22 protein-coding genes and 2 pseudogenes are annotated in these 21,162 nt (G+C 69.2%); 7 read left to right on the top strand and 17 right to left on the bottom strand.

Annotated features, from left to right (window positions below):
* Positions 1–306: 306 nt before the first annotated feature.
* The 10 genes from mscL to ACWDX6_RS21330 all read right to left on the bottom strand — a co-directional run bounded on the left by mscL (position 307) and on the right by ACWDX6_RS21330 (position 6,822).
* Positions 307–750 carry a large conductance mechanosensitive channel protein MscL gene (gene mscL, locus ACWDX6_RS21375; protein WP_451486470.1) on the bottom strand — a complete coding sequence of 148 codons (444 nt, stop codon included), beginning with the start codon at positions 748–750 and terminating at the stop codon, positions 307–309.
* A gap of 48 nt (positions 751–798) precedes the next feature.
* Complete coding sequence (locus tag ACWDX6_RS21370; RefSeq protein ID WP_451486469.1) at positions 799–1,299, bottom strand: hypothetical protein; 501 nt, start codon at positions 1,297–1,299, stop codon at positions 799–801.
* 122 nt (positions 1,300–1,421) lie between these two features.
* Positions 1,422–1,751, bottom strand: a complete 330-nt coding sequence (locus tag ACWDX6_RS21365) for a hypothetical protein (protein WP_451486468.1) — start codon at positions 1,749–1,751, stop codon at positions 1,422–1,424.
* A gap of 59 nt (positions 1,752–1,810) precedes the next feature.
* On the bottom strand, positions 1,811–2,077 hold the full coding sequence (locus tag ACWDX6_RS21360; protein ID WP_451486467.1) for a DUF4235 domain-containing protein: 267 nt from the start codon (positions 2,075–2,077) through the stop codon (positions 1,811–1,813).
* Positions 2,074–2,574 carry a DUF3618 domain-containing protein gene (locus ACWDX6_RS21355; RefSeq protein WP_451486466.1) on the bottom strand — a complete coding sequence of 167 codons (501 nt, stop codon included), beginning with the start codon at positions 2,572–2,574 and terminating at the stop codon, positions 2,074–2,076. Before ACWDX6_RS21355 ends, ACWDX6_RS21360 begins: the two co-directional genes overlap by 4 nt.
* Positions 2,571–2,990, bottom strand: a complete 420-nt coding sequence (locus tag ACWDX6_RS21350) for a phage holin family protein (protein ID WP_451486465.1) — start codon at positions 2,988–2,990, stop codon at positions 2,571–2,573. The genes ACWDX6_RS21355 and ACWDX6_RS21350 overlap by 4 nt, the downstream gene beginning before the upstream one ends.
* A 91-nt stretch (positions 2,991–3,081) precedes the next feature.
* Positions 3,082–3,219, bottom strand: a complete 138-nt coding sequence (locus ACWDX6_RS21345) for a hypothetical protein (protein WP_451486464.1) — start codon at positions 3,217–3,219, stop codon at positions 3,082–3,084.
* A 123-nt stretch (positions 3,220–3,342) separates the two neighbouring features.
* Positions 3,343–3,912: a phosphatase PAP2 family protein gene (locus tag ACWDX6_RS21340; RefSeq protein WP_451486463.1), complete on the bottom strand. Its 570-nt coding sequence runs from the start codon at positions 3,910–3,912 to the stop codon at positions 3,343–3,345.
* A 40-nt stretch (positions 3,913–3,952) separates the two neighbouring features.
* The gene (locus ACWDX6_RS21335; RefSeq protein ID WP_451486493.1) at positions 3,953–4,993 is read right to left on the bottom strand and encodes a YihY/virulence factor BrkB family protein; all 1,041 of its coding nucleotides are present in this window, start codon (positions 4,991–4,993) and stop codon (positions 3,953–3,955) included.
* Positions 4,994–5,952: 959 nt separating this feature from the next.
* Positions 5,953–6,822 carry an alpha/beta fold hydrolase gene (locus ACWDX6_RS21330; RefSeq protein WP_451486462.1) on the bottom strand — a complete coding sequence of 290 codons (870 nt, stop codon included), beginning with the start codon at positions 6,820–6,822 and terminating at the stop codon, positions 5,953–5,955.
* A gap of 334 nt (positions 6,823–7,156) precedes the next feature.
* Between ACWDX6_RS21330 and ACWDX6_RS21325 the strand changes: the two genes are divergently transcribed.
* From ACWDX6_RS21325 to ACWDX6_RS21315, 3 genes are all read left to right on the top strand, one after another.
* Positions 7,157–7,408 carry a transposase family protein gene (locus ACWDX6_RS21325; protein ID WP_451486461.1) on the top strand — a complete coding sequence of 84 codons (252 nt, stop codon included), beginning with the start codon at positions 7,157–7,159 and terminating at the stop codon, positions 7,406–7,408.
* Between the two features lie 91 nt (positions 7,409–7,499).
* Positions 7,500–8,651 carry a hypothetical protein gene (locus ACWDX6_RS21320; protein WP_451486460.1) on the top strand — a complete coding sequence of 384 codons (1,152 nt, stop codon included), beginning with the start codon at positions 7,500–7,502 and terminating at the stop codon, positions 8,649–8,651.
* 933 nt (positions 8,652–9,584) lie between these two features.
* Positions 9,585–9,707 (top strand): hypothetical protein, encoded by a 123-nt coding sequence (locus ACWDX6_RS21315; protein WP_451486459.1) that lies wholly within the window; start codon positions 9,585–9,587, stop codon positions 9,705–9,707.
* 150 nt (positions 9,708–9,857) lie between these two features.
* Here the strand turns inward: ACWDX6_RS21315 and ACWDX6_RS21310 are convergent, their stop codons facing one another.
* Entirely contained in the window at positions 9,858–10,106 is a 249-nt protein-coding gene (locus tag ACWDX6_RS21310; protein WP_451486458.1) for a hypothetical protein, read from the bottom strand.
* Between the two features lie 197 nt (positions 10,107–10,303).
* Between ACWDX6_RS21310 and ACWDX6_RS21305 the strand changes: the two genes are divergently transcribed.
* Positions 10,304–10,642, top strand: a complete 339-nt coding sequence (locus ACWDX6_RS21305) for a hypothetical protein (protein WP_451486457.1) — start codon at positions 10,304–10,306, stop codon at positions 10,640–10,642.
* 37 nt (positions 10,643–10,679) lie between these two features.
* On the opposite strand, the pseudogene ACWDX6_RS21300 reads toward ACWDX6_RS21305, so the two are convergent.
* The 4 genes and pseudogenes from ACWDX6_RS21300 to ACWDX6_RS21285 all read right to left on the bottom strand — a co-directional run bounded on the left by ACWDX6_RS21300 (position 10,680) and on the right by ACWDX6_RS21285 (position 13,312).
* Positions 10,680–11,436, bottom strand: a pseudogene (locus ACWDX6_RS21300) (transposase family protein).
* Between the two features lie 122 nt (positions 11,437–11,558).
* Entirely contained in the window at positions 11,559–11,981 is a 423-nt protein-coding gene (locus ACWDX6_RS21295; RefSeq protein ID WP_451486456.1) for a hypothetical protein, read from the bottom strand.
* Between the two features lie 387 nt (positions 11,982–12,368).
* Positions 12,369–12,538 (bottom strand): annotated as a pseudogene (locus tag ACWDX6_RS21290) (IS982 family transposase); the annotation flags it as partial.
* A gap of 279 nt (positions 12,539–12,817) precedes the next feature.
* Positions 12,818–13,312: a hypothetical protein gene (locus ACWDX6_RS21285; RefSeq protein ID WP_451486455.1), complete on the bottom strand. Its 495-nt coding sequence runs from the start codon at positions 13,310–13,312 to the stop codon at positions 12,818–12,820.
* Positions 13,313–13,810: 498 nt separating this feature from the next.
* On the opposite strand from ACWDX6_RS21285, the gene ACWDX6_RS21280 reads away from it, so the two are divergent.
* Positions 13,811–14,149, top strand: coding sequence for a thioredoxin family protein (locus ACWDX6_RS21280; RefSeq protein WP_451486454.1), 339 nt, complete (start codon positions 13,811–13,813; stop codon positions 14,147–14,149).
* Positions 14,150–14,443: 294 nt separating this feature from the next.
* Here ACWDX6_RS21280 and ACWDX6_RS21275 read toward each other — a convergent pair whose 3' ends face one another.
* A complete protein-coding gene (locus tag ACWDX6_RS21275) occupies positions 14,444–16,171 on the bottom strand; it encodes a BCCT family transporter (RefSeq protein ID WP_451486492.1) in 1,728 nt (575 codons plus the stop codon).
* A gap of 677 nt (positions 16,172–16,848) precedes the next feature.
* The gene (locus ACWDX6_RS21270) at positions 16,849–17,034 is read right to left on the bottom strand and encodes a hypothetical protein (protein WP_451486453.1); all 186 of its coding nucleotides are present in this window, start codon (positions 17,032–17,034) and stop codon (positions 16,849–16,851) included.
* A gap of 391 nt (positions 17,035–17,425) precedes the next feature.
* On the opposite strand from ACWDX6_RS21270, the gene ACWDX6_RS21265 reads away from it, so the two are divergent.
* Together ACWDX6_RS21265 and ACWDX6_RS21260 are read left to right on the top strand one after the other, a co-directional pair.
* Positions 17,426–18,247: an FAD binding domain-containing protein gene (locus ACWDX6_RS21265; protein ID WP_451486452.1), complete on the top strand. Its 822-nt coding sequence runs from the start codon at positions 17,426–17,428 to the stop codon at positions 18,245–18,247.
* A 3-nt stretch (positions 18,248–18,250) separates the two neighbouring features.
* Positions 18,251–21,004 carry a molybdopterin-dependent oxidoreductase gene (locus ACWDX6_RS21260; protein ID WP_451486451.1) on the top strand — a complete coding sequence of 918 codons (2,754 nt, stop codon included), beginning with the start codon at positions 18,251–18,253 and terminating at the stop codon, positions 21,002–21,004.
* The last annotated feature ends 158 nt before the right edge of the window (positions 21,005–21,162 follow it).

Raw genomic sequence — 21,162 nt, 5'->3', positions numbered from 1 at the left:
GTGGCGAACACGCAGGGGGGTGAGAGAAGCCCACTGGGGAGAGCCGATCGGCGGTCTGACCGGGCACCGCCAACGTGGCCCCCACGCCGATCACTCCTGCTGCCAGCGCGGCGATGCCCACGGAGAGGAGCGAAGCCTTCGGGCTGCGGCTCCCCCGGACGGAACCGGAATCCACCTGCCCCCTCCGCCGCGCCGGGAGGGCGCCGCACCGCACGCTCTCCGCGTGAGCGTAGGTGAACCGATGGTGGACCTTTCAGGTCTTCACCCCTGCGGTCCGCCCCTCGGCGGGCGATCAGTGGAGGCCTGTCACCCGGCGCGCTGGGTGGTCTCCCCCGCCTGGGCGGGTACAGCGGGCAGGGGGACAGTGCAGGAAGCGCAGCGTCGGGCCTGGGCGGGGACGGGGCTGAGGCATTCGGGGCAGTCCCGCTTGGGGGCCTGGACGTCGTGGTGCGGGGCGAGCCGCTCGTGCAATTTGTTGATCGGGAGCACGACCAGGAAGTACAGGGCGGAGGCGAGGAGGAGGAAACTGATCGCCGCGTTGATGAAGGCGCCATACGGGAACTCGGTGGCACCCACGGTGAAGGTCTTGCGGCTCATGTCTCCGGTGACGCCGGTTGCCAGCCCGACCAGCGGGGTCAGGAAAGCGCCGACGAAGCCGTTCACCACCGCGGTGAACGCCGCCCCGATGACGATGCCGACGGCCAAGTCGACCACGTTGCCTCGCAGAATGAAGCTGCGGAAGCCGTTCACCTTCTCACTCCTTGAGGATTTCGACGTCTACGGGCGGCGAGGATCCTGTCAGCGCTGACGAGCGTCGCGTGAGACGGCGGCCGACGCGTGGGGACAGCGCGGGTCATCGGTGACAGTGGGAATGCGCATCCGGCGCAGGAGATCACGTGTGGTGCGCATGTGCAGCGTGCTGCGCCACGCAAGACCCGGGTGGCGGGACCGCAGGTGGGAAAGCGCCCGGGTGCCCAGCCCGGTGCTGTGGAAACGCTCGTCGATAGCGATGCCGGTGATGACACCCTGGGCGCAGTCGGAGCAGATCCGGTACTGGACCTGGCCGACGACCTGGCGGATGTGAATGAGGAGGAGGCATTCCTCGCCTGGCCCGGAGTGGTCCGGAATATGCGTGGATAGGAAGTCGATCGCCCGGTATGCGAGGATCCGGCGGCGCAGGCGGCCGGTGATCCGGCCGCGCCGTGAGTGCTTGGCTCCGGCTTGGCCAGGCGGCGGGTTCTGGGCTGTGGGGGTCGGTCCGAACAGAGTGCTCGTGGGACGCGCATGTTGTCCGTGCATGGGCTTCGTGTGCCCGGAGCAGCGAGCGATACCCGCCCCGGATGTCAGTACGCTGCTCGTGGCCGGTCCGCGACGCGGTCAGGTGTGCCGGCCGGTGCGACCCGGTGACGGGCTGGGGCGCCCTACCTGTGCCCGCACTCGCCGTCGCGGTGCGGGTATAGGGACGTGAGGTTGTTCCAGTACTGCTCGAGGTGGGTGTCGGTTTCCCGCAGGGCTGGATCCAGGAACGAGGCATGCAGCTCGGCGACGCGGTCGGGGGCAGAGTCCTCGCCCGCCGGGGAGGGCGCTGAGTGTCGCCAGGGCGCCTTGGCGGCGCTGGCACCGTGTGCGTCGCGGGCCGCGCGGGTCGCCCACCAGCGGGTGAGCAGCACGGCGGTGGTGAGAGCGGCGGTGGTGAGAGCGGCGACTGCGAGGGTGTGCGGCCCGGGGTGCGCGGCCACGACTTCCTCCATGTTTTCTGGTCTGGCGGCGCCGGTCCTCAGGGCGAGGCCGGCGCCGCCCTTGGATGATTTCAGCCGGGCCACGTTCCGGTGAGGCGACGGATGGTGGCGGCTCCGGACCGGTCGACAGCGGCCTTGACCACCGCGAAGATAGCGCCTTGCAGGGCTGCCGCGACCAGGACTTCCTGCCAGGTGCGGTGCTCGTCGGTGGCGTCGGGGGCGTCGTCGTCGTGGCCGATCATCTTCCAGGCCTGCTTGAACGCCGCGCCGGCGATCATGCCGCTCGCGGCGCCGAGCGCCAGGCCGATCGGCTTGTAGGCGATCTTGGACGCTTTCATCGGCACCTCCGGCTGCTACGCAGGAGCAGGAAGACGACGAACGCGACGGCCGCGGCGATCAGGGGCGTGCGGTTGGCCTTTGCCATGGTCGCGGCCGACTCAGCCTTCTCGCGGACCGGGTCCGGGGTCTTCTCGGCGGCGAGCTGTCCGGCGTGGGTCGCGGTGTCGCGTACCTGGGACGCTGCGTGTGCGGCCTTGTCCAGGACCGGATCGGGGGTCTTGTCCTTGACCAACTGAGCGGCGTGCGCTGCCTTCTCCCGGAGCTGGTCGCCGACCAGGGTGGCCTTCTCGGCCGCCTGCTCCTTGAGCTCGGCTGCCTTCTCGGCGGCCTGCTCCTTGAACTCGGCCGCCTTCTCCTTGGCCTGCTCCTTGACGTCGGCCTTGGCCGCCAGCGCCTCCACGGTCATGCCGAGCTCCTCGCGGGTGTGCTCGACCTGCTCGCGCAGCTCCTCGGGTGTGGGTGCGGCGTCCTTGTCGCCCTGGGAAGGGGTACTCATCGGTGTGCTGCCTCCTTGATCTCGGCCACGTCGGCCTTGACGCCGGCGATGGCTTGCTCGGGTGCGGGGGTGCCGGCCCTGGTGATCTGCTTCTTCCCTGCCGCGGCCATCCCGGCTGCGACGGCCGCCAGCAGGGCGGCGATGATCAGAGCCGAGGCCCAGACCGGGAGGAGCAGGGCGAGGGCTGCGATCACACCGGCGACCAGCGCCTGCGCGGCCAGGAAACCGACCAGGCCGGCCCCACCGAACAGGCCGCCGCCCATACCGAAGCGTTTGCCCTTCTGGGTCATCTCCGCCACGGCCAACCGCATCTCTTCGCGAACCAGCTCCGAAATCTGCTGCGACGCCCGTGAAAAGAGGTCGCTCACCGATTCCTCTGAGCTGCTCTGGCCAGGGTGCCGCCCAATGGCACTCATCTACTCTCACCTTCTCCGCATGCTCGGTGCTTTTACGGCGCGATGGCTGCACGAAGGCCGCCATTCGTGTCGCCTGTGCGTTCCGGGCCGGTCAGCGGCCCGAGTTGGTACCGGTGGTGTCCTGGATGGGGGCCTCGGTATTGCGCTTGACGGAGTCGATGCCGTCCAGGCAGGCGCGATGGCGCTCGGAGCGCTCGCTGGTCGCGTTGGCCTGCCTGTTCGTTGCCATCAAAACGCGGTGACAGCCCTTGGCCGGCTGGTGCCGGACTTGGAAGCGAGCCACCATGACCGTCCCTCCCTGATTGAAATGTGCACGCTGCTGTCACGGCGCGCTTACCCCGCAAAGAACCGGTCACCCGCCTGCGCTTCGTGGCCATCCCCCAGGGCGGATCAGGATGCGGGGCGTTGTCCGGACGAGGGCGGCCGCCGTCAGACCGATGGCGGCGCCGGCTGCGACGTCGGAGGGGTAGTGCGCGCCGCTGTGGACCCGCTCGATCGCCACCAGAGCCGTCGGGACGGCGCAGACGGCAGCAGCCCACGGCCATGACGGCGCGACGGCCGCCGTGAACGCGACGGCAGCGGCGGTGTGTCCGGAGGGGAAGGAGGAGCTGTCGGGCCGGTCCTCGACGTCGTCGTGCGGAATCCACTCCTTCGGCGGCCGACGCCGCTCCACCAACTGCTTCGCGACCCCGTTGGAGAGCAGTTCCGCTGCTGCCATGCTCATGATTCCGGCGGCCGCGGCTTTGCGGCCCTTCCACCCGCCGCCGGCCGCCATGGCCACGGCGGCAGCCCACCACAGCTTCGTGTGCTCGGCTGCTTCCCCGACCGGAGGCAGGACCCGGCGGGCCCAGTCCGAGTCCCAGGCAGCCATCCGCCGGGTCAGCCGATGATCGCCGTCGCGCACCGCCATCAGGATTCCCATGCCGTGACCCTTGCCCGCCCGCGGCGCCTCCACACAGTGATCACCCCAGGCGGCGCCGATCTTCATCACTCCACTTACGGGTGTCGCGGGGCTCGACGTAGGGCTCCTCGTTCTCCGGGTGGCCGCCGGCGACCGCACGCTGGCGGGCCATCTCGGCGTCGAACTCCAGGCCGAGGAGGATGGCCAGATTCGTGATCCACAACCACACCAGGAAGATGATCACTCCGGCGAGGGTGCCGTACGTCTTGTTGTACGAGCCGAAGTTCGCGACGTAGAACGCGAAGCCGGCCGAGGCCAGCATCCAGATCACCAGCGCCAGGAAACTCCCCGGCGTCACCCACTTGAACCCGCGGCCCTTGGCGTTCGGGGCGGCCCAGTACAGGATCGCGATCATGATCGTCACGAGCAGGACGAGGACCGGCCACTTCGCGATCGACCACACCGTCAGCGCCGTATCGCCGACGCCGAGTGCAGCGCCCGCCTGCCGAGCCAGCCCGCCGGTGAAGACGACGATCAGCGCGCTGACCACAGCCAGGATCATCAACGTGACCGTCAGTGCCAGCCTCAGCGGCAGCACCTTCCACACCGGACGTCCCTCCGGCATGTCGTAGACGGCATTCGAGGTCCGGATGAACGCCGCGACGTATCCGGAGGCCGACCAGATCGCGACGGCGAGGCCCACGATCGCCAGGAGCGAGCCGATGCCCGCGTTGCCCTGGAGTTGCTGGACCGCGTCGCTGATCACGTCGCGGGCCGCGCCGGGTGTCATTTTCCGCAGGTTGTCCAGCACCTGTTTCGTCGCCGACTCGCCCGCGATGCCGAGCAGCGACACCAGGACCAGCAGGGCGGGGAAGAGGGCCAGCACGCCGTAGTAGGTGAGAGCCGCGGCCCGGTCGGTGAGCTCGTCGTCCTTGAACTCCTTCAGCGTTCCGCGCAGCACCGCCATCCACGACCGTTTCGGCATCTCCGAGAGCTGATCCGGAGCCCGCTCCTCGACTTGCTCATCGGGACCCACGCTCCCGGACCCACCTGCAGGGGGCTCGCGATCGTCAGCGTGCTCGGGTTTCGGTGTACGTGTCATATCCGGCGGCTTTCCCATCACGCCCGCCCCATGCACCGCCACAGTCAGCGGAATGGGCCGGTTGCGTGCGACTCACAGGCAAAAAGAGGCCAAAGGGAAGATATCTGCTCAACGGGAGTGAGCATGATCACCCCAGGTCCAGATTCCCTCTGTACTCGACCACCCGGTCTACGACTCCGACGGGAACAAGCTCGGCGAGGCCCAAGCATGTCTTCCTCGACGACGCCGACGTCCTCCAGGGCTCCTGCGCAACACAGCGACCTGCAACTACGACGTGAGCCGGCGAACCCTGATGTTCGGGGTCACCGCCGTCGGCACCTGAACAAGCAACGCCCGCCTCCGGCAGCGCGGGCTTTGGGGCTCAGGCCGGTGGTGGGCATGCGCAGGCTTACCGCTTCGCCCCGGAAGACCTCGACAGACTCGACAGACTCGACAGAACTGATCGGCCGCCTTTCGGCGGCCTGGGCCGCGCTGCCCGGGGGCCGTGGCCGCTGAGGATGGGAACGAAACCCTGACAGCGCTTCGCCCCGCCGTACAGCAACGGGGTGAAGCAACCAGGCCCGGATTGACCAACTGCGTCGCTCGGGGAGATCGCCTTCGTATGCCCTGGGGAAATACTGACGCGGCCCCGACGCCAGAGCGCGGAATCGGGGCCGCGGACTGCACCGGCTCGACGTGGAGCCAAAGACCGGTGCACTCGTCGCCCCACCCATGGAGACGATGATCGGAAGGACACGGCCAGCCTCTCTGAACCAGCCTTCAGAGGTCGTGATCAATCTTCTGATGCCACGGTTCGTTTGATCCCCGACGCACACCGGCCCCGGCCTCACGGCACAGGCGGTGCGGCGTACGGTGGCGACGTAGCACATGGCGTGCTCGGGGCATCTTGTCGGGAAGATCGCGAGCTCGATCCAGTCCGCGGATCCCGTTCGTCCGACGCGTGGCAGCCCAGAAACTCCCTACTCATGGCGCCCGGCGAAGAAGCCCGCAAGGGAAGACGCGAGCGCTTCTGGAGCCTCTTCGGCCACGTGATGCCCGGCATCGATGCCGTGGCCGCGTACGTTCGGGGCCCACTGACGCCAGATCTTCACCGGGTCCCCGTACAGCTCCTCGAGGTCGTCTCGGAGTGACCAGAGGATCAGCGCCGGGCACTGGATCCGTGTCCCGGCGGCGCGGTCGTCCTCCTCGTGTCGCCGGTCGACGGTGAGGCCCGCCCGGTAGTCCTCCAACATCGCCCGCACCACCTCCGGATTTCTCATGGCCGAACGCCACTCGTCGTAGTTCTCCTGCCCCATGCTCTGGGGATCGCCGCGGTACCAGCTGTCCGGATCGGCGTTGATAACCCGCTCGGGGATGTCCGGCTGGGCGAAGAAGAACCAGTGCCACCACTGCGTGGCGAATTCGGTCGTGATGCGGGACAGGTGCTCGCTGAGGGGCAGACAGTCGATCAGCGCCACCCGCAAGACCGCGTGGGGATGATCGAGCGCGAGACGCAGCGCGACACTGCCTCCTCGGTCGTGCCCGGCGAGCGCGAACCGGGCATGACCGAGGGAGCGCATCACCTCGACCACGTCAGCAGCGACGGCCCGCTTGGAGTATCCCGCGTGGTCTGCGGTAGGCGCGGGGCCGGTGGACCGGCCGTAACCCCGGAGATCGGGACAAACCACGGTGAAACCGCTCCTGACCAGGAGCGGGGCGACACGATGCCAGGTCGCAGATGTCCGGGGGTGGCCGTGCAGCAGCACCACCGGCGGCCCTTCCCCGCCGTAGCGAACGAAAATCGATGCTTCATCGACCTGAACCCGCCTGGTCTCAAAGCCCTCGAACAAGGCTCGATCCTCCCGCCCTCGTGGTACACCGTCCACGGCACCTACCGGTCCAGGACAACCCTCACTCGCCACGAGGACCCGCCGGGTCAGCACGCTGCGCAAGCAGTCCCGTCGTTAGCGAGTGCCCACCGATACAGCCTTCCTCTTCCCCCGTGGGTGCCATGAACACAACTACCTGATCGCCAGCAGTGGGCCGGCTGCGTAGGTGACAGCGGACTCTGATCCACTTCACTGTGGTCGCGCACGCAGTGTGACTGTTGATCTCCGATTGATGGCGCGCGATGTCGCCCGCAAATCGCCTGTGGTGGATCAGGGTTGATCGACGGTGCTTCGCGTGGACGAAGTAGTGATCCAGCTCGAAGAGGTGCTGCTCGAAGAGGTGCTGCTCGCAGCGGTTGAGGGCATCGACCTGGTGGCGGTCGGCGTGACTGAGGAAGGCATCCGGCTGGATGCCCAATCCACGACGGGCGGGGCGTCCTGCCCGGGCTGCGGGCAGTGGTCAACACGAGTGCACGGCTCGTACCTGCGGTTTCCTCACGACCTGCCGACTGCGGGCCAACGTATGGTGCTGCCCTTCCGGAGGTGAGCGTGCGCACATAGCTGTCCAGTGCCGCGATTTGCGCCGCTCGACCACGGACCATACTGGTCGGGCCCTGATCACCCCACTGGACGGTTCCATGGCCAAGAGCAGCTCTTCATCGACCACTGTCCCCGACACCGTGTGGCTCGGGCGTGGGCGTCACCTCGGTCCCGAGGCCGAGCAGGACGTCCGGCGCAACTTGATCGCCCTCGAGGCGGCCGGGGTGATCGACGACTCCCTGGAGCTCGACCCGATCGAGGCGGCCCGCTCGACCGATCTGTTCCCTCGGGATGAGTCCGCCGACGCCGGCCCGTCTGCCCGCCGACTCTTCGAGGCACGCTGGCGCGTGGCCGACGGTGTCACAGTGCGCGCTCAACTGACCACGTACGGGCCGGAGTCCCGCCGGGTCGAGAGCGAGGGCGTCACATGGGTGCTCGCCGCCGAGGCGGAGCGGGCATGGGAAGCGAGCTGGCCCTCACCTGCCACCGTGTTCTGGCCCGACAGCGACCAGGTCGCCTGGGATCACGAGGGGGTGCCGGGCGTGCGTCTGCGGACGGCGAACCACCTGCCGAAGGACGACGGCGAGCTGCGGCGCCTGCTGCGGAGCTGCACCCGGCAGAGCTGGTTCATCCATGTCGTGGTGCACGAGGCGATGACACCGGACGCGCGGGGGCGGCGACCGATCACGGCGTTCCTGCCACCGAGCCTGCGGCACCGGGTGGTCGAGCACCGGGCTACGCCGGAGCAGGCGCTGATCGCCGACTTCGCGATGAAGCGTGAGCTGGGCGTGGGGCTACCGCGCGGCGGGGCCGTCGTCCTGCCCCCGACGCCGCAGGTCCCCGGCTACGAAGTGGAGCGCTTCACCGTACGCGATGTCTTCCTGGACGCCACGGAACCGACCGAACTCCTCCAGAAGATCGCGGAGTTCGCCTCACTGCCCCGACCGCTGCCGGCCGACGCCGAACAGGTCCTGGCACGACTGCGCCAAAGCTGGCACCTGCTCACCCCGGACGAGGAGCTTGTCCACGCACGGGCCATGGTCACCAAGTACGCCAAGGCGCTCGAGGCCATGACGGCATCCTGTGACCTGTACCGCGAGGCGGCCGAGTCGGCGCTCGCCGCGCTCGCCGAGGCGACCACCGGTGACGGCGCGTCCCGGGCGCCCTCTCCGGCTGCGGACGAGCAGGGCAGCTCACCGCTGAGGACTTTCACGAAGACGCTCGCCCTCTTCCGCAACCCGAACCGATAGGGGGCCGGATGCGAGATCCAGTGCCGTCCGCACCGGTGCGCGCGAGTCCTGCCCTGACGCGGCCCGGCCCCCGCTGCCGAGAAGGACCACGCACATGACCAGCCCCGCCCCCGTCCCCCGCGACTTTCCGCCGTAGACGCGCCCGCCGGAGTTCCTCGGGAAGTGCGCCATCTGCCGGAGCGACCTGCCACAGATTCGGCCCGGGGAAATGCTCCCTGTCCGGCCTGCGCTGCCCCTGCCCCGGCGCTCCAGAAGAACCCCACCGCTGCGGCACCCGGCCCCCGCCTCGCTCGCCCCTCGTGAGCGGGCCATGCTCGACCTGGCGGGCGGCCTTGGACGGCTGCGGATCCTGGAGCGGCTGGCAGAGTGCCGGGGCCGTCCGTTGTCTCCTCGCGGCGTGCCAGGCCCCGTGTCAGGTAGGGCTCGGACAGGTCCCGCACGGTCGTGGGCACCGGGAAGCCGGCGGCTGTGAGCATGAGGCCCGGTCTGGTGCCGCCGGCGGCCATCCTGTCCTGCGTGATGGCGGGCTGGACGTGGTGGGAGCCGTGGCGGCACAGACTCGTTCCCGCTGCGGGAGCGGCGGATCGTCGTGTCGCTCGTGTTCGTCGCCGCCTTCGCGGCGTTCTGCGCGATGGCCTCGGTCGACGACCCGTCGTTCTCGGTGGGCCTGCTGAGCGCCGCCGTGGCCGGCCCCGGCATGATCGGGTTGTTCTTACCAGCCCCGCGGGTGCACCCATCTGTCCTACCCGCGAGCGACAACGCCCTCGGAGGCATCGACTCGAGGCCGGCCGCCCTCCAGGCCCTTATCACCCAGCGCGATGACGCTCCGGCCACGAGCATCCCGACAAGCGCCCCGATGGTGTTGAAGAGGACATCGTCGACGTCAACGACCCGACCAGCGTTCATGATGAGCGCAACGCCGAGCCCCGGCTCGTGGTCCTCGACATCGCCGCTGCGGACGAGGACACCATCCGCGCGGTGATGGAGGTCCTTCAGAAGCAGTGGCGCCCTCCGGCATCACGCCGGTGTGGCGTACGCCGGGTGAGCCCGGCGTGAGGGCGCGGGTGTACGCCGAGGTACGTCGTTCCGGCACCGCGCGTCGGCGGGCCAGCTCCGCCCGTACAACCCCGACCTGCGGGGTTCCCGCGCCAGGAGGCGGGGGTGACCGCCCAGTTGAGGCGCCCGGCCCTCCCACGGCCGGGTGCCTCAGCCACCGAGCTTGCCGACCGCATCGTTCAGCGAGGCCGCCACGAGGGTCACCTCCTGCGGGGCGGGGTCCGTGGTGCCCAACCGATCCACGAGTTCCGCCCGTGTCAGCACCACCGCCGCGCCACGGAGGTCGTCGCTGTCGAGGGCGTCCCGTCCGGCCACCCGGGCACGGCCCTCCAGTAGGACCAGGGCGGAGTCGTCGTCTGCCGCGTCCAGCAGCTCGCGGATCAGAGCCTCGTCGATCATCACGTGTTCCCTTCCCTCTTCTCGGTTCTTTGCCTTCATGTGGACGGCCCGGCCTGCGGGGCCGGGCCCCCGTTACTACACGGTTCAGCCATCCTGCACCTGACCCCGAGTGATCCGCTCGACATGTACGCGCATTTCGGTCGTGCCGATACCGCCACCGGCAGCTGGACGGCTTCTTCGCCGACTACGCCGAACCCGTGACCACGTGCCAGGAGGCGGCCGCAGGAGGGATCACCGGGCTGATGCCCGTCCGAGTCCTCAATCACGCGCTGAAGCATGCCATCAGGGCCAGTGAACAGGAGACCCGAGCATGGCCGGCAGCGCGTGGCTACGGCGACGACCTCTACGAGTACGCCAACGACCTCTACTGCCGAAACCGGCTGCACGAGGCGTGGCTCCTGCTGGACGAACACGTCGTCCAGCTCTGGATCCCGCAGATCAAAGCCTTGGACGCGCGGATACAAGGCCGCGACCATCGACGACGGCCAAGCACTCAGCACTCTAACCCGGTGGGCTCGAATCGAATTCAGCCCTGACCACCGAGGCGTTCATCCCACTGAGTCTTTTCCAACCTCACATTGATGCGTGATGAAGGACGAGGACGGCCTTCACGAAGTCGGTGTTGCGGTTCGTGCTGCAGCGGAGCTTCCGGAGGAGCCGCCAGCTCTTCAGCGTGGCCATGGCTCTGTTCGCCGAGGCAACGGACTTGGCATGGGTGCTGTTGTGGCGGCGCTTCCATCGCTTGAGGCGGCGGCCCCCGAAAGGGCACCCGGACCGGCCCGTCGGCTCCTTGATACGCCTTGTCCCCCAGCATGAGGTCCGCGTCGGTGGGTCCTGCGATGATCCCGTGCTGACGCGCCGCGGTGAGGTCGTCAGTCGATCCGGGCAGGGCTGGTGAAGGCCCAGAGCAGCCGGCCGGCCGGATCGGTGAGGACCTGGACGTTCATGCCGTGACGTATGCGCTTGGCGGAGTAGTACGGGTGTCGGCAGCGATGCGGTCGATCGGCAGCAGGGGTGCCGTCGAGGACGACGAACGCCTTCTCCTTGATCGTCATCACCGTCTCGGCCAGGGACGGAGCGAGAGCGGCCAGGATGCCGACGGCTTCGCGTATGGAGCGGAAACGCGGTCGCTATCCCGATGCTGAACCCGGCCGCGAGCTGGGCATAGGTGTCACCGCACCGCAGGTGAGCCAGTGCGAGGAGAGCTGGCGACCCGCTGACAGGCGCCCCGCCACGGCCTCCCGATCTCCGCCTGCCGGACCGACAGTTGTCCGGCCGGGAACCGCAAGGTTCGGCTCGACAGATCGATCGAGGACGGGTGGACAAGCATGCGAAGCTCCTGGCGGACATGGGTGATCTTGGTCGTGAACCCGTCCACCAGGAGTTTCATCGTTGCGCAGGTGTGTCCAACTAGCGATCAATACCGCCAGGCCGGAAGAGGCTCATTGGACATTACGACCAAGCGCTTGTCCAATCATAGGTAACAGCAACCAATTCTCCAGCATCATAAAGCGCGGCCCGAAACTGTATATGGTGCCCCTCGGGGAAGTTCTTGTTGCAACTTCCGTCCGATCCCGCACCCAACTTGTTTACACAGGTACCCGTTCTACCCGAGGCGCCGTCGTACCATTGGACAGCCGCCGCCCTTCCATCGCTCTTGGTGTCAGCCACCCTGAAATAGTCGCCGTTCGGCGCGAAGCTGGCCTTAACACCTGCGAGAGCCAATGCCGGTTCCCAGCCCTTGTCTTCCGGAACGTAGTTGACCGTATAGTCCGTTTCGTCTCCGTAGTAGGCTGCGGACGCGACGGAGGGATTCAGCATCGGAAAGAATGCCGCGATCCCCACAGCGATCAGCGCCTTCTGAGAAATGCGCATAGTTCGACCTCCTGGTGGTCCCCCGTGGCGCTCATGCGCCACGCTCCGACCCTAAGACCAACGATCCTCGCCTTCCGAAGCGGGGGCCCAGGGGTGCTGTCGGGCCGGAGGTGCCCAATGAAGCACGAACAACTGATGGAGCGTCAAAGCACGTGCGCGAACGCGCCATCGCCACGTTGAAGACCAGGCGGCTCCCGTGGAAGCTGCGGTGCAGCACCGAGCGCATCACCGCCGTGGTGCAAGCCGTGATGACGCTGCAACACGCCAGCATGGACGTAGCAATGTGGAGTGATCGTCAGACAGTGGCCTCAGCCCATCCCGGAAGCGCTGCGCCTCAGCAAGCCGGTGCAGCCGTCCCCCGCGCGACCGTGCCGATGACGAAACCGCGTCCGTCGCGAGGAACCGTATCGCCTGCTTGATCAGCGGGAGCGCGGCCCGCAGCCGCTTGTTCCAGCCGGCTACTTCGGTACGTACGGAAGCATCACGCCCAGGCGGGAGCGGACGAACCGCAGCCATCGGCACTCCGAAGCGAAGCGCAGCAGTTCCTGGGCAACGGCACGGGGTCGGCCACGACGGTGGCGGGGGTGTGGCGCACCAGGGTCTCGCACAGAGCGCGCAGGTACTCGGCCGCTGTGGCTGACGAGACCGGCGCGCCTGGCCGGGGGTGACACCAGCAACTTGGGAGGATCGCCGGCCTCACCCCTGTCGATGAACGCCGCAGAGCGTTCCGGCTGGTCGACCACTACCGCGACTCGTGGAGCTCTTCGCCGAGCGGACGGTGGCGCGCTCGCCCGGCTCGGCGAAGCCCCGGGGATGCCCCCGGGGCCGTCGGACCGTCAGAAGCGGGAGGCTCGTGAGACCTCGCACTTGGTGTACTCGGAGCCGTCGCCGGTCCCGGGATACGGGGTGGTCAGCTCGGCCTTGACGGACGCACCCGGCGCCACGGCGATGGCGGTCTTGATGGCGGTCGCCGGGACGACACTGCCGCCAGCGGCGCCGGTGAACTTCATGGTGACGTTGTAGTCGTAGTCCGTCGCGCTGTCGTTCTTGACGGTAACCCGGGCGACGAGGTTCTTGTTCGCCGGGTCGTACTTGCACTCGTTGATGGTCACGTCGCGGGCTGCCTTGTCGGCGCTGCTGGAGCCGCCGGGCAGGGAGCCGCCGGACGTGCCGCCGGAGGTGCTGTCGTTGTCGCTGCCGTGGTTGTTGCTGCTGGAGCTGCCGCTGCTGCTGTTGTTGTCGCAGCCGCCGCCACCCGAGCCGCGCGCACCGGTCAGGGCGATGACAGCGATGCCGAAGACAGCGATCGCGCGGACGTGACGCAGGTTCATGTTTCAATCCCCGTTGTAAGTGGTAGTACAAGTGGCTCCTTGACGAGCGCACGACACCCTAGCAGCGGTCGAAGGGCCGCCGGTTCTGGCGGACGAGCCTCCTTACCGTCCCTCCGGTTAGTCGTAGACGGTCGTCGGAATGCCGCCTGGCCGGCGATGCGCTGCGCGGCACTTCAGGTGTCGGAGAACCCTTCGCGATGCAGTCGCCGGACCAGTGCGCTCATGGTCGCGATGGGGGGCGCCTGGGTGCTGGAGCGCTGCGCCGCGAAAGAGTCGATGGCTGACCGGACTGCACGATCGGTGCAGCCACGCAGCGTCTCGAAGCCCAGGTGGTAGCGGAACCACTCCTCCTCGTTCTGGCCCTCGCCGCCCAGGGTGACGCAGGACCACCGTCGAAGCGCGCCGACTGCTCGCCGCACCCGTAGGGAGGGAGGCCGGTGTCACCGGGCGCGGGGGATGATGAGGATGGAATGACGGAACGCAAGGTCAGGAGCTTCGATGGCGAAGCGGATTCATCAACCCCGTGAGGACGCGGAGTTCGATTTCATCCTCGGGATGAGCGGAGTCCCGGTTCTCGCATACTTCACCGGGACATGGCCCAAGGCGATCGAGCCCTGCCGGGCGATGGACCTCATCGTGGGCGGCATCGCCGACGAGTACACGGGCCGCCTTACGGTCGTCCGCACCGACATCACGCGCTGTCCGGCCACAACCGAGCGATACGGGGTCACCGCAGCCCCGTCCTACGTCCTGCTGAAGGAGGGAGAGGCGGTGGCCCACGGTACGGGGCCCATGACCACCGCCGAGGTACGGGAGTTCCTGGACGGCTGCCTCTGAGCGCCGCCGCGACGCCCGTCACGCACCCCGTGGAGGTGGAGCGGCCGGGATCTCTCTGCCGGGCCGTCAAGGGATGCACATGCCCATGTTCTTTCTGGTCAGCATGATGGTGGCGCTGACTTTTGGTCTGGCCGGGGCGCCGGCCCTCGTCGCTGGTCGCGTCCCAGTCCCCCGGCCGCGCAACAGCGTGACTCGCCCGTGTGCGGGGTGCTGGCACGATCGCCCCGGAGGTACGTGTCGACGAAGCCGCCCGCGCCGCCGTTGCCGCCGGTGAAGGCGAGGGAGACCTCTCCGTCAGGAGGCCGGAGGCGGGGGTCCCGGGTCTTTGTGGTCGCGGCCGTCCTGCGTTCCCCCTGGAGGGGCCTCGTCCTGCGCCGGGCCGATGCGGATCTCGAAGTCGCCCGCGTACTTCTCGTGGCCCGCGATCACGGCTTCCTCCACTGCCTCTTCGGCGAGTTCGTGGCGGACGATCAGCGGGTCCTGGCGGAGGTCCCGCAAGAGGGCCCAGCACATGCCGATCATCACCAGGACGAACGGGGCCGCGACGAGGATCGTCAAGTGTTGCAGGCCCGCGAGGGCGTCGCCCTTGCCCTCGCCGACGAGCAGCATCACGGCCGCCACGCCACCGGTCACCACGCCCCAGAAGACGACGATGAACCGGGCGGGTTCGAAAGTGCCCTTCTGGGAGAGCGTGCCCATCACGATCGACGCCGCGTCGGCGCCGGAGACGAAGAAGATGCCGACCAGAATCATCACGAGCAGGCTCATCACGCCGGCGATCGGGAATTCCTGGAGCACGCCGAAGAGCTGCGCCTCGGGCGTGGTCGCCCCGCCGAGACTTCCCTGTTCCTTCAGGCGCATGGCCGTACCGCCGAAGACGGCGAACCAGACCAGGCTTACGGTGCTGGGCACCAGGATGACGCCGCCGACGAACTGGCGGATCGTGCGCCCCCGGCTGATGCGGGCGATGAACATGCCGACGAACGGCGTCCAGGAGATCCACCAGGCCCAGTAGAAGACCGTCCAGCTGCTCAGCCAGTCGGCCACGTCACCGCCGCCGGTGGACGCCTCGGTGCGGCCGATCAGCTGCGGCAGCTCGTCGAAGTACGCGGCGAGGGAGGTGGGGATCAGGTCGAGGACCAGAATGGTGGGGCCGACGATGAACACGAAGGCGGCGAGGATCACGGCCAGCACCATGTTGGTGTTGGAGAGCCACTGGATGCCCTTCTCCACGCCGGAGACGGCGGAGAAGACGAAGCAGACCGTCAGCACGCCGATGACGGCGACGAGCAGCCCCGTCCCGGCCTTGCTCAGCCAGCCCACCTCATTCATGCCGCTGCCGATCTGGAGCGCGCCGAGCCCCAGGGACGTCGCGGAGCCGAACAGCGTGGCGAAGATCGCCAGGATGTCGATCACCCGGCCGGGTGCCCCCTCGGCGCGCTTCCTCCCGATCAGCGGGACGAAGACGGCGCTGATCGTCTGTCGCCTGCGGCGCCGGAACGTGCTGTACGCGATGGCCAGGCCGACCACCGCGTAGATGGCCCACGGGTGCAGCGTCCAGTGGAAGAGCGTGGTGGCGAGCGCCGTCTGCATGGCCTCCGCCGAGTCGGCGGGGTCGGTGCCCGGCGGCGGAGTGGTGTAGTGCGCGAGGGGTTCGCTGACGCCGTAGAACATCAGGCCGATGCCCATGCCGGCGCTGAACATCATGGCGACCCAGGAGACGGTGCTGAACTCCGGCTTCTCGTGCTCCTGGCCCAGCTCGATCCGTCCGTACCGGCTGATGGCGAGCCAGAGCGCGAAGACGACGAATGCGGAGGCGGCCAGGACGAACGCCCAGCCGCCGTTGTGCATCAGGGCGTTCAGCAGGGTGTCGGAGACGCGCTCCAGGGCGCCGGTGGCCGTGGCACCCCAGATCACGAAACCCAAGGTCAGCACGGCCGTCACCCCGAAGACCACCCGGTCTGTGACAGGTGGCTGGTCCTCGTGCGGATGGCGGCCGGGCAGGGCCGCCTTCACCGGCAGCCGCAACCTTTGGCCCCGTTTGCGTTGCTCCTGAGACACAGGCGGCACCCTTCGCGATCATGGCCCGAATTGGCTCCTGCTATCCCGTACCACGGTGCGCACACCTGTCCCGGCATCAACAGGCGGCGTGCGCACCGTTTTATGAGGTGATGGGCCACACGGGTGGCGAGGAGGAGCGGCACGAGAGCCCGCCACGACTACCGCCGCCGTAGGAAGGCCCCGTCACGGCCGGCCCGGAAGCTCAGGCGTGGAACCTCTCGCCGCGGACACCGACACGATCAGGTCCCGCTCGCCGGCGTCGCTACCCCCGCCTTGATGCTCGCCGGCACGGGCCATCAGCCGCCGGCGGGCTCGGCGCCCACGCCGAAGGGCGGTACGTCCGTGACGCGACGTCCAGCCGGAGCCGGGCGAAGCGCACCGGGTGCCGCCATGATCCGAGCTCCAGCGCCGTGTGCACCATGATCTCGGCGACCAGCTCCGGTTCGACCAGCACGACGTCGAGCGGCGTCCGCGACCGTCCCCGCGGAGACCGTCCTCCCATGGGTGCCGGGGCCCTGCCGCCGTCAGCCGCCCGGCCAGGTCGCGCGCCGTGTCCGGCCGCAGCGGCGTACGACGCCCGACCGGACGGAGCACTTCGTCCTCATCGAGGCGGCCCGACACGAGCGTCTGCGCGGCGCTCACCCGCGGCCGGTGAACATCTGCTCCAGCTTGCGCGCGCCGCTCGCCGGGCGGGACGCGCAGCGCTCCTGGCCGTCGAGCTGGGGGAAGTCGAAGGCGATGAGGTGCGCCGGCATCTCCTGGGCGAGCCGCACGGCGGTCCGGCCGTCGGAGACGGCTCGTCGCTGGAGCGCCTCGAACGACATCTGGCCCATCGTCGAGTGGTGAGCGCGGCCACAAGTCACGCGTGGCGGCGCGGTGTATGAGACGACCTGCGACACCACCGGCAACGACATCAAGTGCAACAAGCCCTGGATCCAGCTCAGGCCACCGGCCTGAGGCAGCGGCCGGGAGGGTGGAAGGCGCGAATGAAATGGACCTGCTCGCCTGCGTGACCGCTGGGATCAGCGTCAAGGGGGCTGCGGGTGATCCTCTTGCAGAGCAATGGCCCCGGCGTGACGCGGGATGCTACGCCGTTCGCCCGACTTCGGCGCCCGTATCGAGCGAGGGTGGCATCACCCCGCGCGTCATCGGTGAAGGCCTCCGGTGTTGCCTGACAGCATTGGCCAGGTCGGGACCATGGCGAGGGAGGGTCCTGTGGATCTGACGTCGGTGCGCGAGGTGGTTGATGCCCGGTGTGCTGTTCCGTGGCAGCCGGGGGATGCCTGGCTGGCCGGAGGCACCGCCCTGTTCGCCGAGCCGCGGCCGGAGGTGACGCGGCTGCGGGATCTGGCGGCGATGGGCTGGCCGCCGTGGGAGATCACGGACGACGGCCTGGTGATCGCGGCGACCTGCACGGTGGCAGAGCTGCTGGCCTTCGCGCAGGCTTCGGAAGGGCGGTGGCCGCAGGCCCGCGCGTTGATTGCCGCCTGCTGCCGAGCGTTCTCCTCGTCGTTCAAGGTGTGGAACACCGCCACGGTCGGGGGCAATCTGTGTCTGGCGCTCCCGGCCGGCCCGATGATCTCCATGGCCGTGGCGCTGGAGGGCGTATGCCGGGTGCTGGCAGAAGACGGGCGAGAACGCCTGCTGCCGGCGGCCGAGTTCGTGACCGGAGTGGGGCGCACGGTGCTGCTGCCGGGCGAGGTGTTGCGCTCCATCACCCTGCCGGCCGACGCGCTGACGAAGCGCACGGCCCTACGCCGGCTGTGCCTGCGCCCACGAGGCCGCAGCGCCGCCCTGGTGACGGGTACCTACGACTCCCACAGGGGCCGCCTGGACCTCGGGGTGACGGCAGCCACCACCCGCCCGCTGACCGTGCGCTTCGCGCAGCCGCCATCGGCGACCCTTCTGCGTGCGAGGCTCCGCGAACTGCTGGATCCCGCCCTTATGGTCGATGACGTGCACGGTCACCCGGTGTGGCGCCGCCATGTGACCCAGCGTCTGTCCGAAGCGGTACACCACGACCTGATGCGGGAATAGCCGATGCCCTTCAAAACTCGTATCAACGGCCGGGACAGTGACGAGCCGCCGCTGCCCGGGCAGTGCTTGCGTACGTACCTGCGTGCGCGGGGCTGGACGGGAGTGAAGAAGGGGTGTGACACGGGAGACTGCGGTGCCTGCACCGTGCACGTCGACGGTCTGCCGGTGCACAGCTGCCTGTATCCGGCCCACCGCGCCGACGGACGTACCGTGACCACCGTGGAGGGGCTGGCCGCCGACGGCCGACTGCACCCCGCTCAGGAGGCCTTCCTGCGTGCCCGGGCCTTTCAGTGCGGATACTGCACCCCGGGATTCGTGATGACCACCGCGGCCCTGGACGAGGAGTCTCTGGCCGACCTGCCGGAGGCACTGAAAGGGAACCTCTGCCGGTGCACCGGCTACCGCAGCATCGGCGAAGCGATCCAGGACACGCATCGCGGCCAGGGCCACCTCTCTGCTGACCACCTGTCCGATCCGCCCTCGTCGGGAGCCGACCCCCGCGAAGCCGCCCCGGCCACCGGGGATGAATTCGCTCGTGAGGTGGTCACCGGTACCGTCGGATTCACCTTGGACGAGCAGCCGCCCCCGGGGATGCTGCACATCGCCCTCCTGCGCTCGCCCCACCGTCACGCCCGCATCCTGGACATCGACACGGCCGCCGCCCGGGCAGTGCCCGGAGTGCACGCCGTCCTGACCCACCACGACGCCCCGCTGACGCGGTTCTCCACCGCTCTGAGCGAACCCGCACAGCAGTCCCCGGCCGACGCGCGCGTCTTGGACGACGTGGTACGCCATGTCGGCCAGCGCGTCGCTGCCGTCGTCGCCGACAGCCCTGCCATCGCCGAGCGGGCCCGCCGGATGATCCAAGTCAGCTATGAAGTCCTGCCGGCTGTCACCGACCCGGAACAGGCACTGCGCGAAGAAGCCGTGCGTGTGCATCCCGACGGCAACCTGGTGGAGGAGGTCCACCTGCGTACCGGTGACCTCGACCAAGGCCTGGCCGAGGCGGACACCGTCTACGAGGCCACCTTCCACACCCACCGAGTGCACCACACCGCTCTCGAATGCCACGCCAGCCGCGCCTGGACCACCGACGACGGGCGCCTGCACGTACACACCGCCACCCAGGCCCCCCACCTGGCGCGCCGCCACCTGTGTGCCGTCTTCGGCCTGCCTGCCGAACGTGTACAGGTGACCGCCGCTCGTCTGGGTGGCGCCTTCGGCGGCAAGCAGGAACTGCTGACCGAAGACATCACCGTCCTGGCAGCGCTGCGCACCGGCCGCCCGGTGCAACTGGAGTACACCCGCGCCGAGGAGCTCACCGCAACCACCACCCGCCACCCCTTCCGGGTGCGTGTCACCCTGGGCGCCCGGCGCGACGGCACCCTGACCGCCATCCGGCTCAACCTCCTCGCGGACACCGGCGCCTACGGCAATCACGGCCCCGGCGTTTTGAAAGAAGCCTGCACAGCGGGGGCCGGCCTCTACCGCTGCCCGAACATCACCGTCGACGGCTACAGTGTCCGCACCAACAACGTGCCCGCCGGAGCCTTCCGCGGCTACGGCGCCGGCCAGGCCGCGTTCGCCATGGAATCCGCCCTGGACGAACTCGCCCGCGCCCTCGGCATCGAGCCGCCGGCCCTGCGCCGCACGGCCTGTCTGCGCCCGGGCGAGCCCACGGTGTTCCCCGGTGTCGGCGGACAGCACCCCGTCATGGACACCGGCCTCGACCAGTGCCTGGACGCGCTGCGCACGGCGCGTGCCCACCGCCTGCGTCGCCGCCCCTCACCGGCGGAGCCCGGCCACCTGATCGGAGAGGGCCTGGCCGTCACCGCGCTGCACACCGAACCCATGGACGGACACATCGCCCACGCGCGCGTCACGCTGCGGGCGGACGGCCACTACGACCTCGCGGTGGGCGCCCCCGAGTTCGGCAGCGGCGCCGGCGCCGTCCTGCGCCGCATGGCCGCGGACGCACTGGGCACCGACGCCGACCGCATCCACCTGCGGCAGGGCGACACCGACCTGCTCGACCACGACAGCGGCGGATTCGCCTCCACAGGTGTCCGTATCACCGGGCGGGCCGTCAGCCGGGCCTGCCAGGCACTGCTCGGGCAGATGAGGGAACTGGCCGCCGCCCACGGCGACACCGCACCGCCAGCAGTCCGCCCGGGAACCGACCCGCCGCACGCCGAGTCCACCGGCCCGGACGCTGCCCTCTCGGTCTCGCGCGCATACGCCCGGGCGGGCGGACAGCACCTGACGGCCACCGGACGCGCCCGCTCCGGAGAAGAACCGCCTTCCCTTGCCATCAGCGCCCAGTGGTTCCGTCTCAGCGTCGACCCCGAGACGGGACTGGTGCGCATCCTGGACAGCGTGCACGCCGCCGATGCCGGCGTCGTCCTCGACGAAACCCAGTGCCGCGGCCAGATCGAGGGCGCCGTCACCCAGGGAGTCGGCACCGCCCTGTGGGAGGCGCTGCTCATGGATTCCGACGGCCGCATCACCACGGCGGACCTGAGGACCTACTGCGTCCCCCACTACGGAGACCTGCCCGCCACCGAGGTCCACTTCGCCCACCCGAACGGGAACCCGGCCCCGAAACCCATGAGCGAACTCCCCTTCACCCCCGTAGCCGCCGCACTGGCCAACGCCCTACGCGACGCCACCGGCATCCGCTACACCGCCCTGCCCCTGCGCCCCGACACCGTATGGGCTGCGCTCGACACGTCCCGCAGCACCACCTCTCCCCCATGACCACGGCCGCGGCCGCTTCCTGCCGCGGCCCAAAGTAGGCCCGCGGCCGGCATGCCAGGACCGGTCGTCGGAGGGGGTTCCCGCTGGCGCTGTGGACCGCTCCACGCTGCGGCCGGCGGGCGGTCAGAGCTGGTCGCCCAGTCTTGTGCTCCCGCCCG

Source organism: Streptomyces sp. NPDC003027 (genome assembly GCF_053591435.1).
Note: the sequence above shows the minus strand (reverse complement) of the source record. Positions and strands in the feature narration are given on the sequence as shown.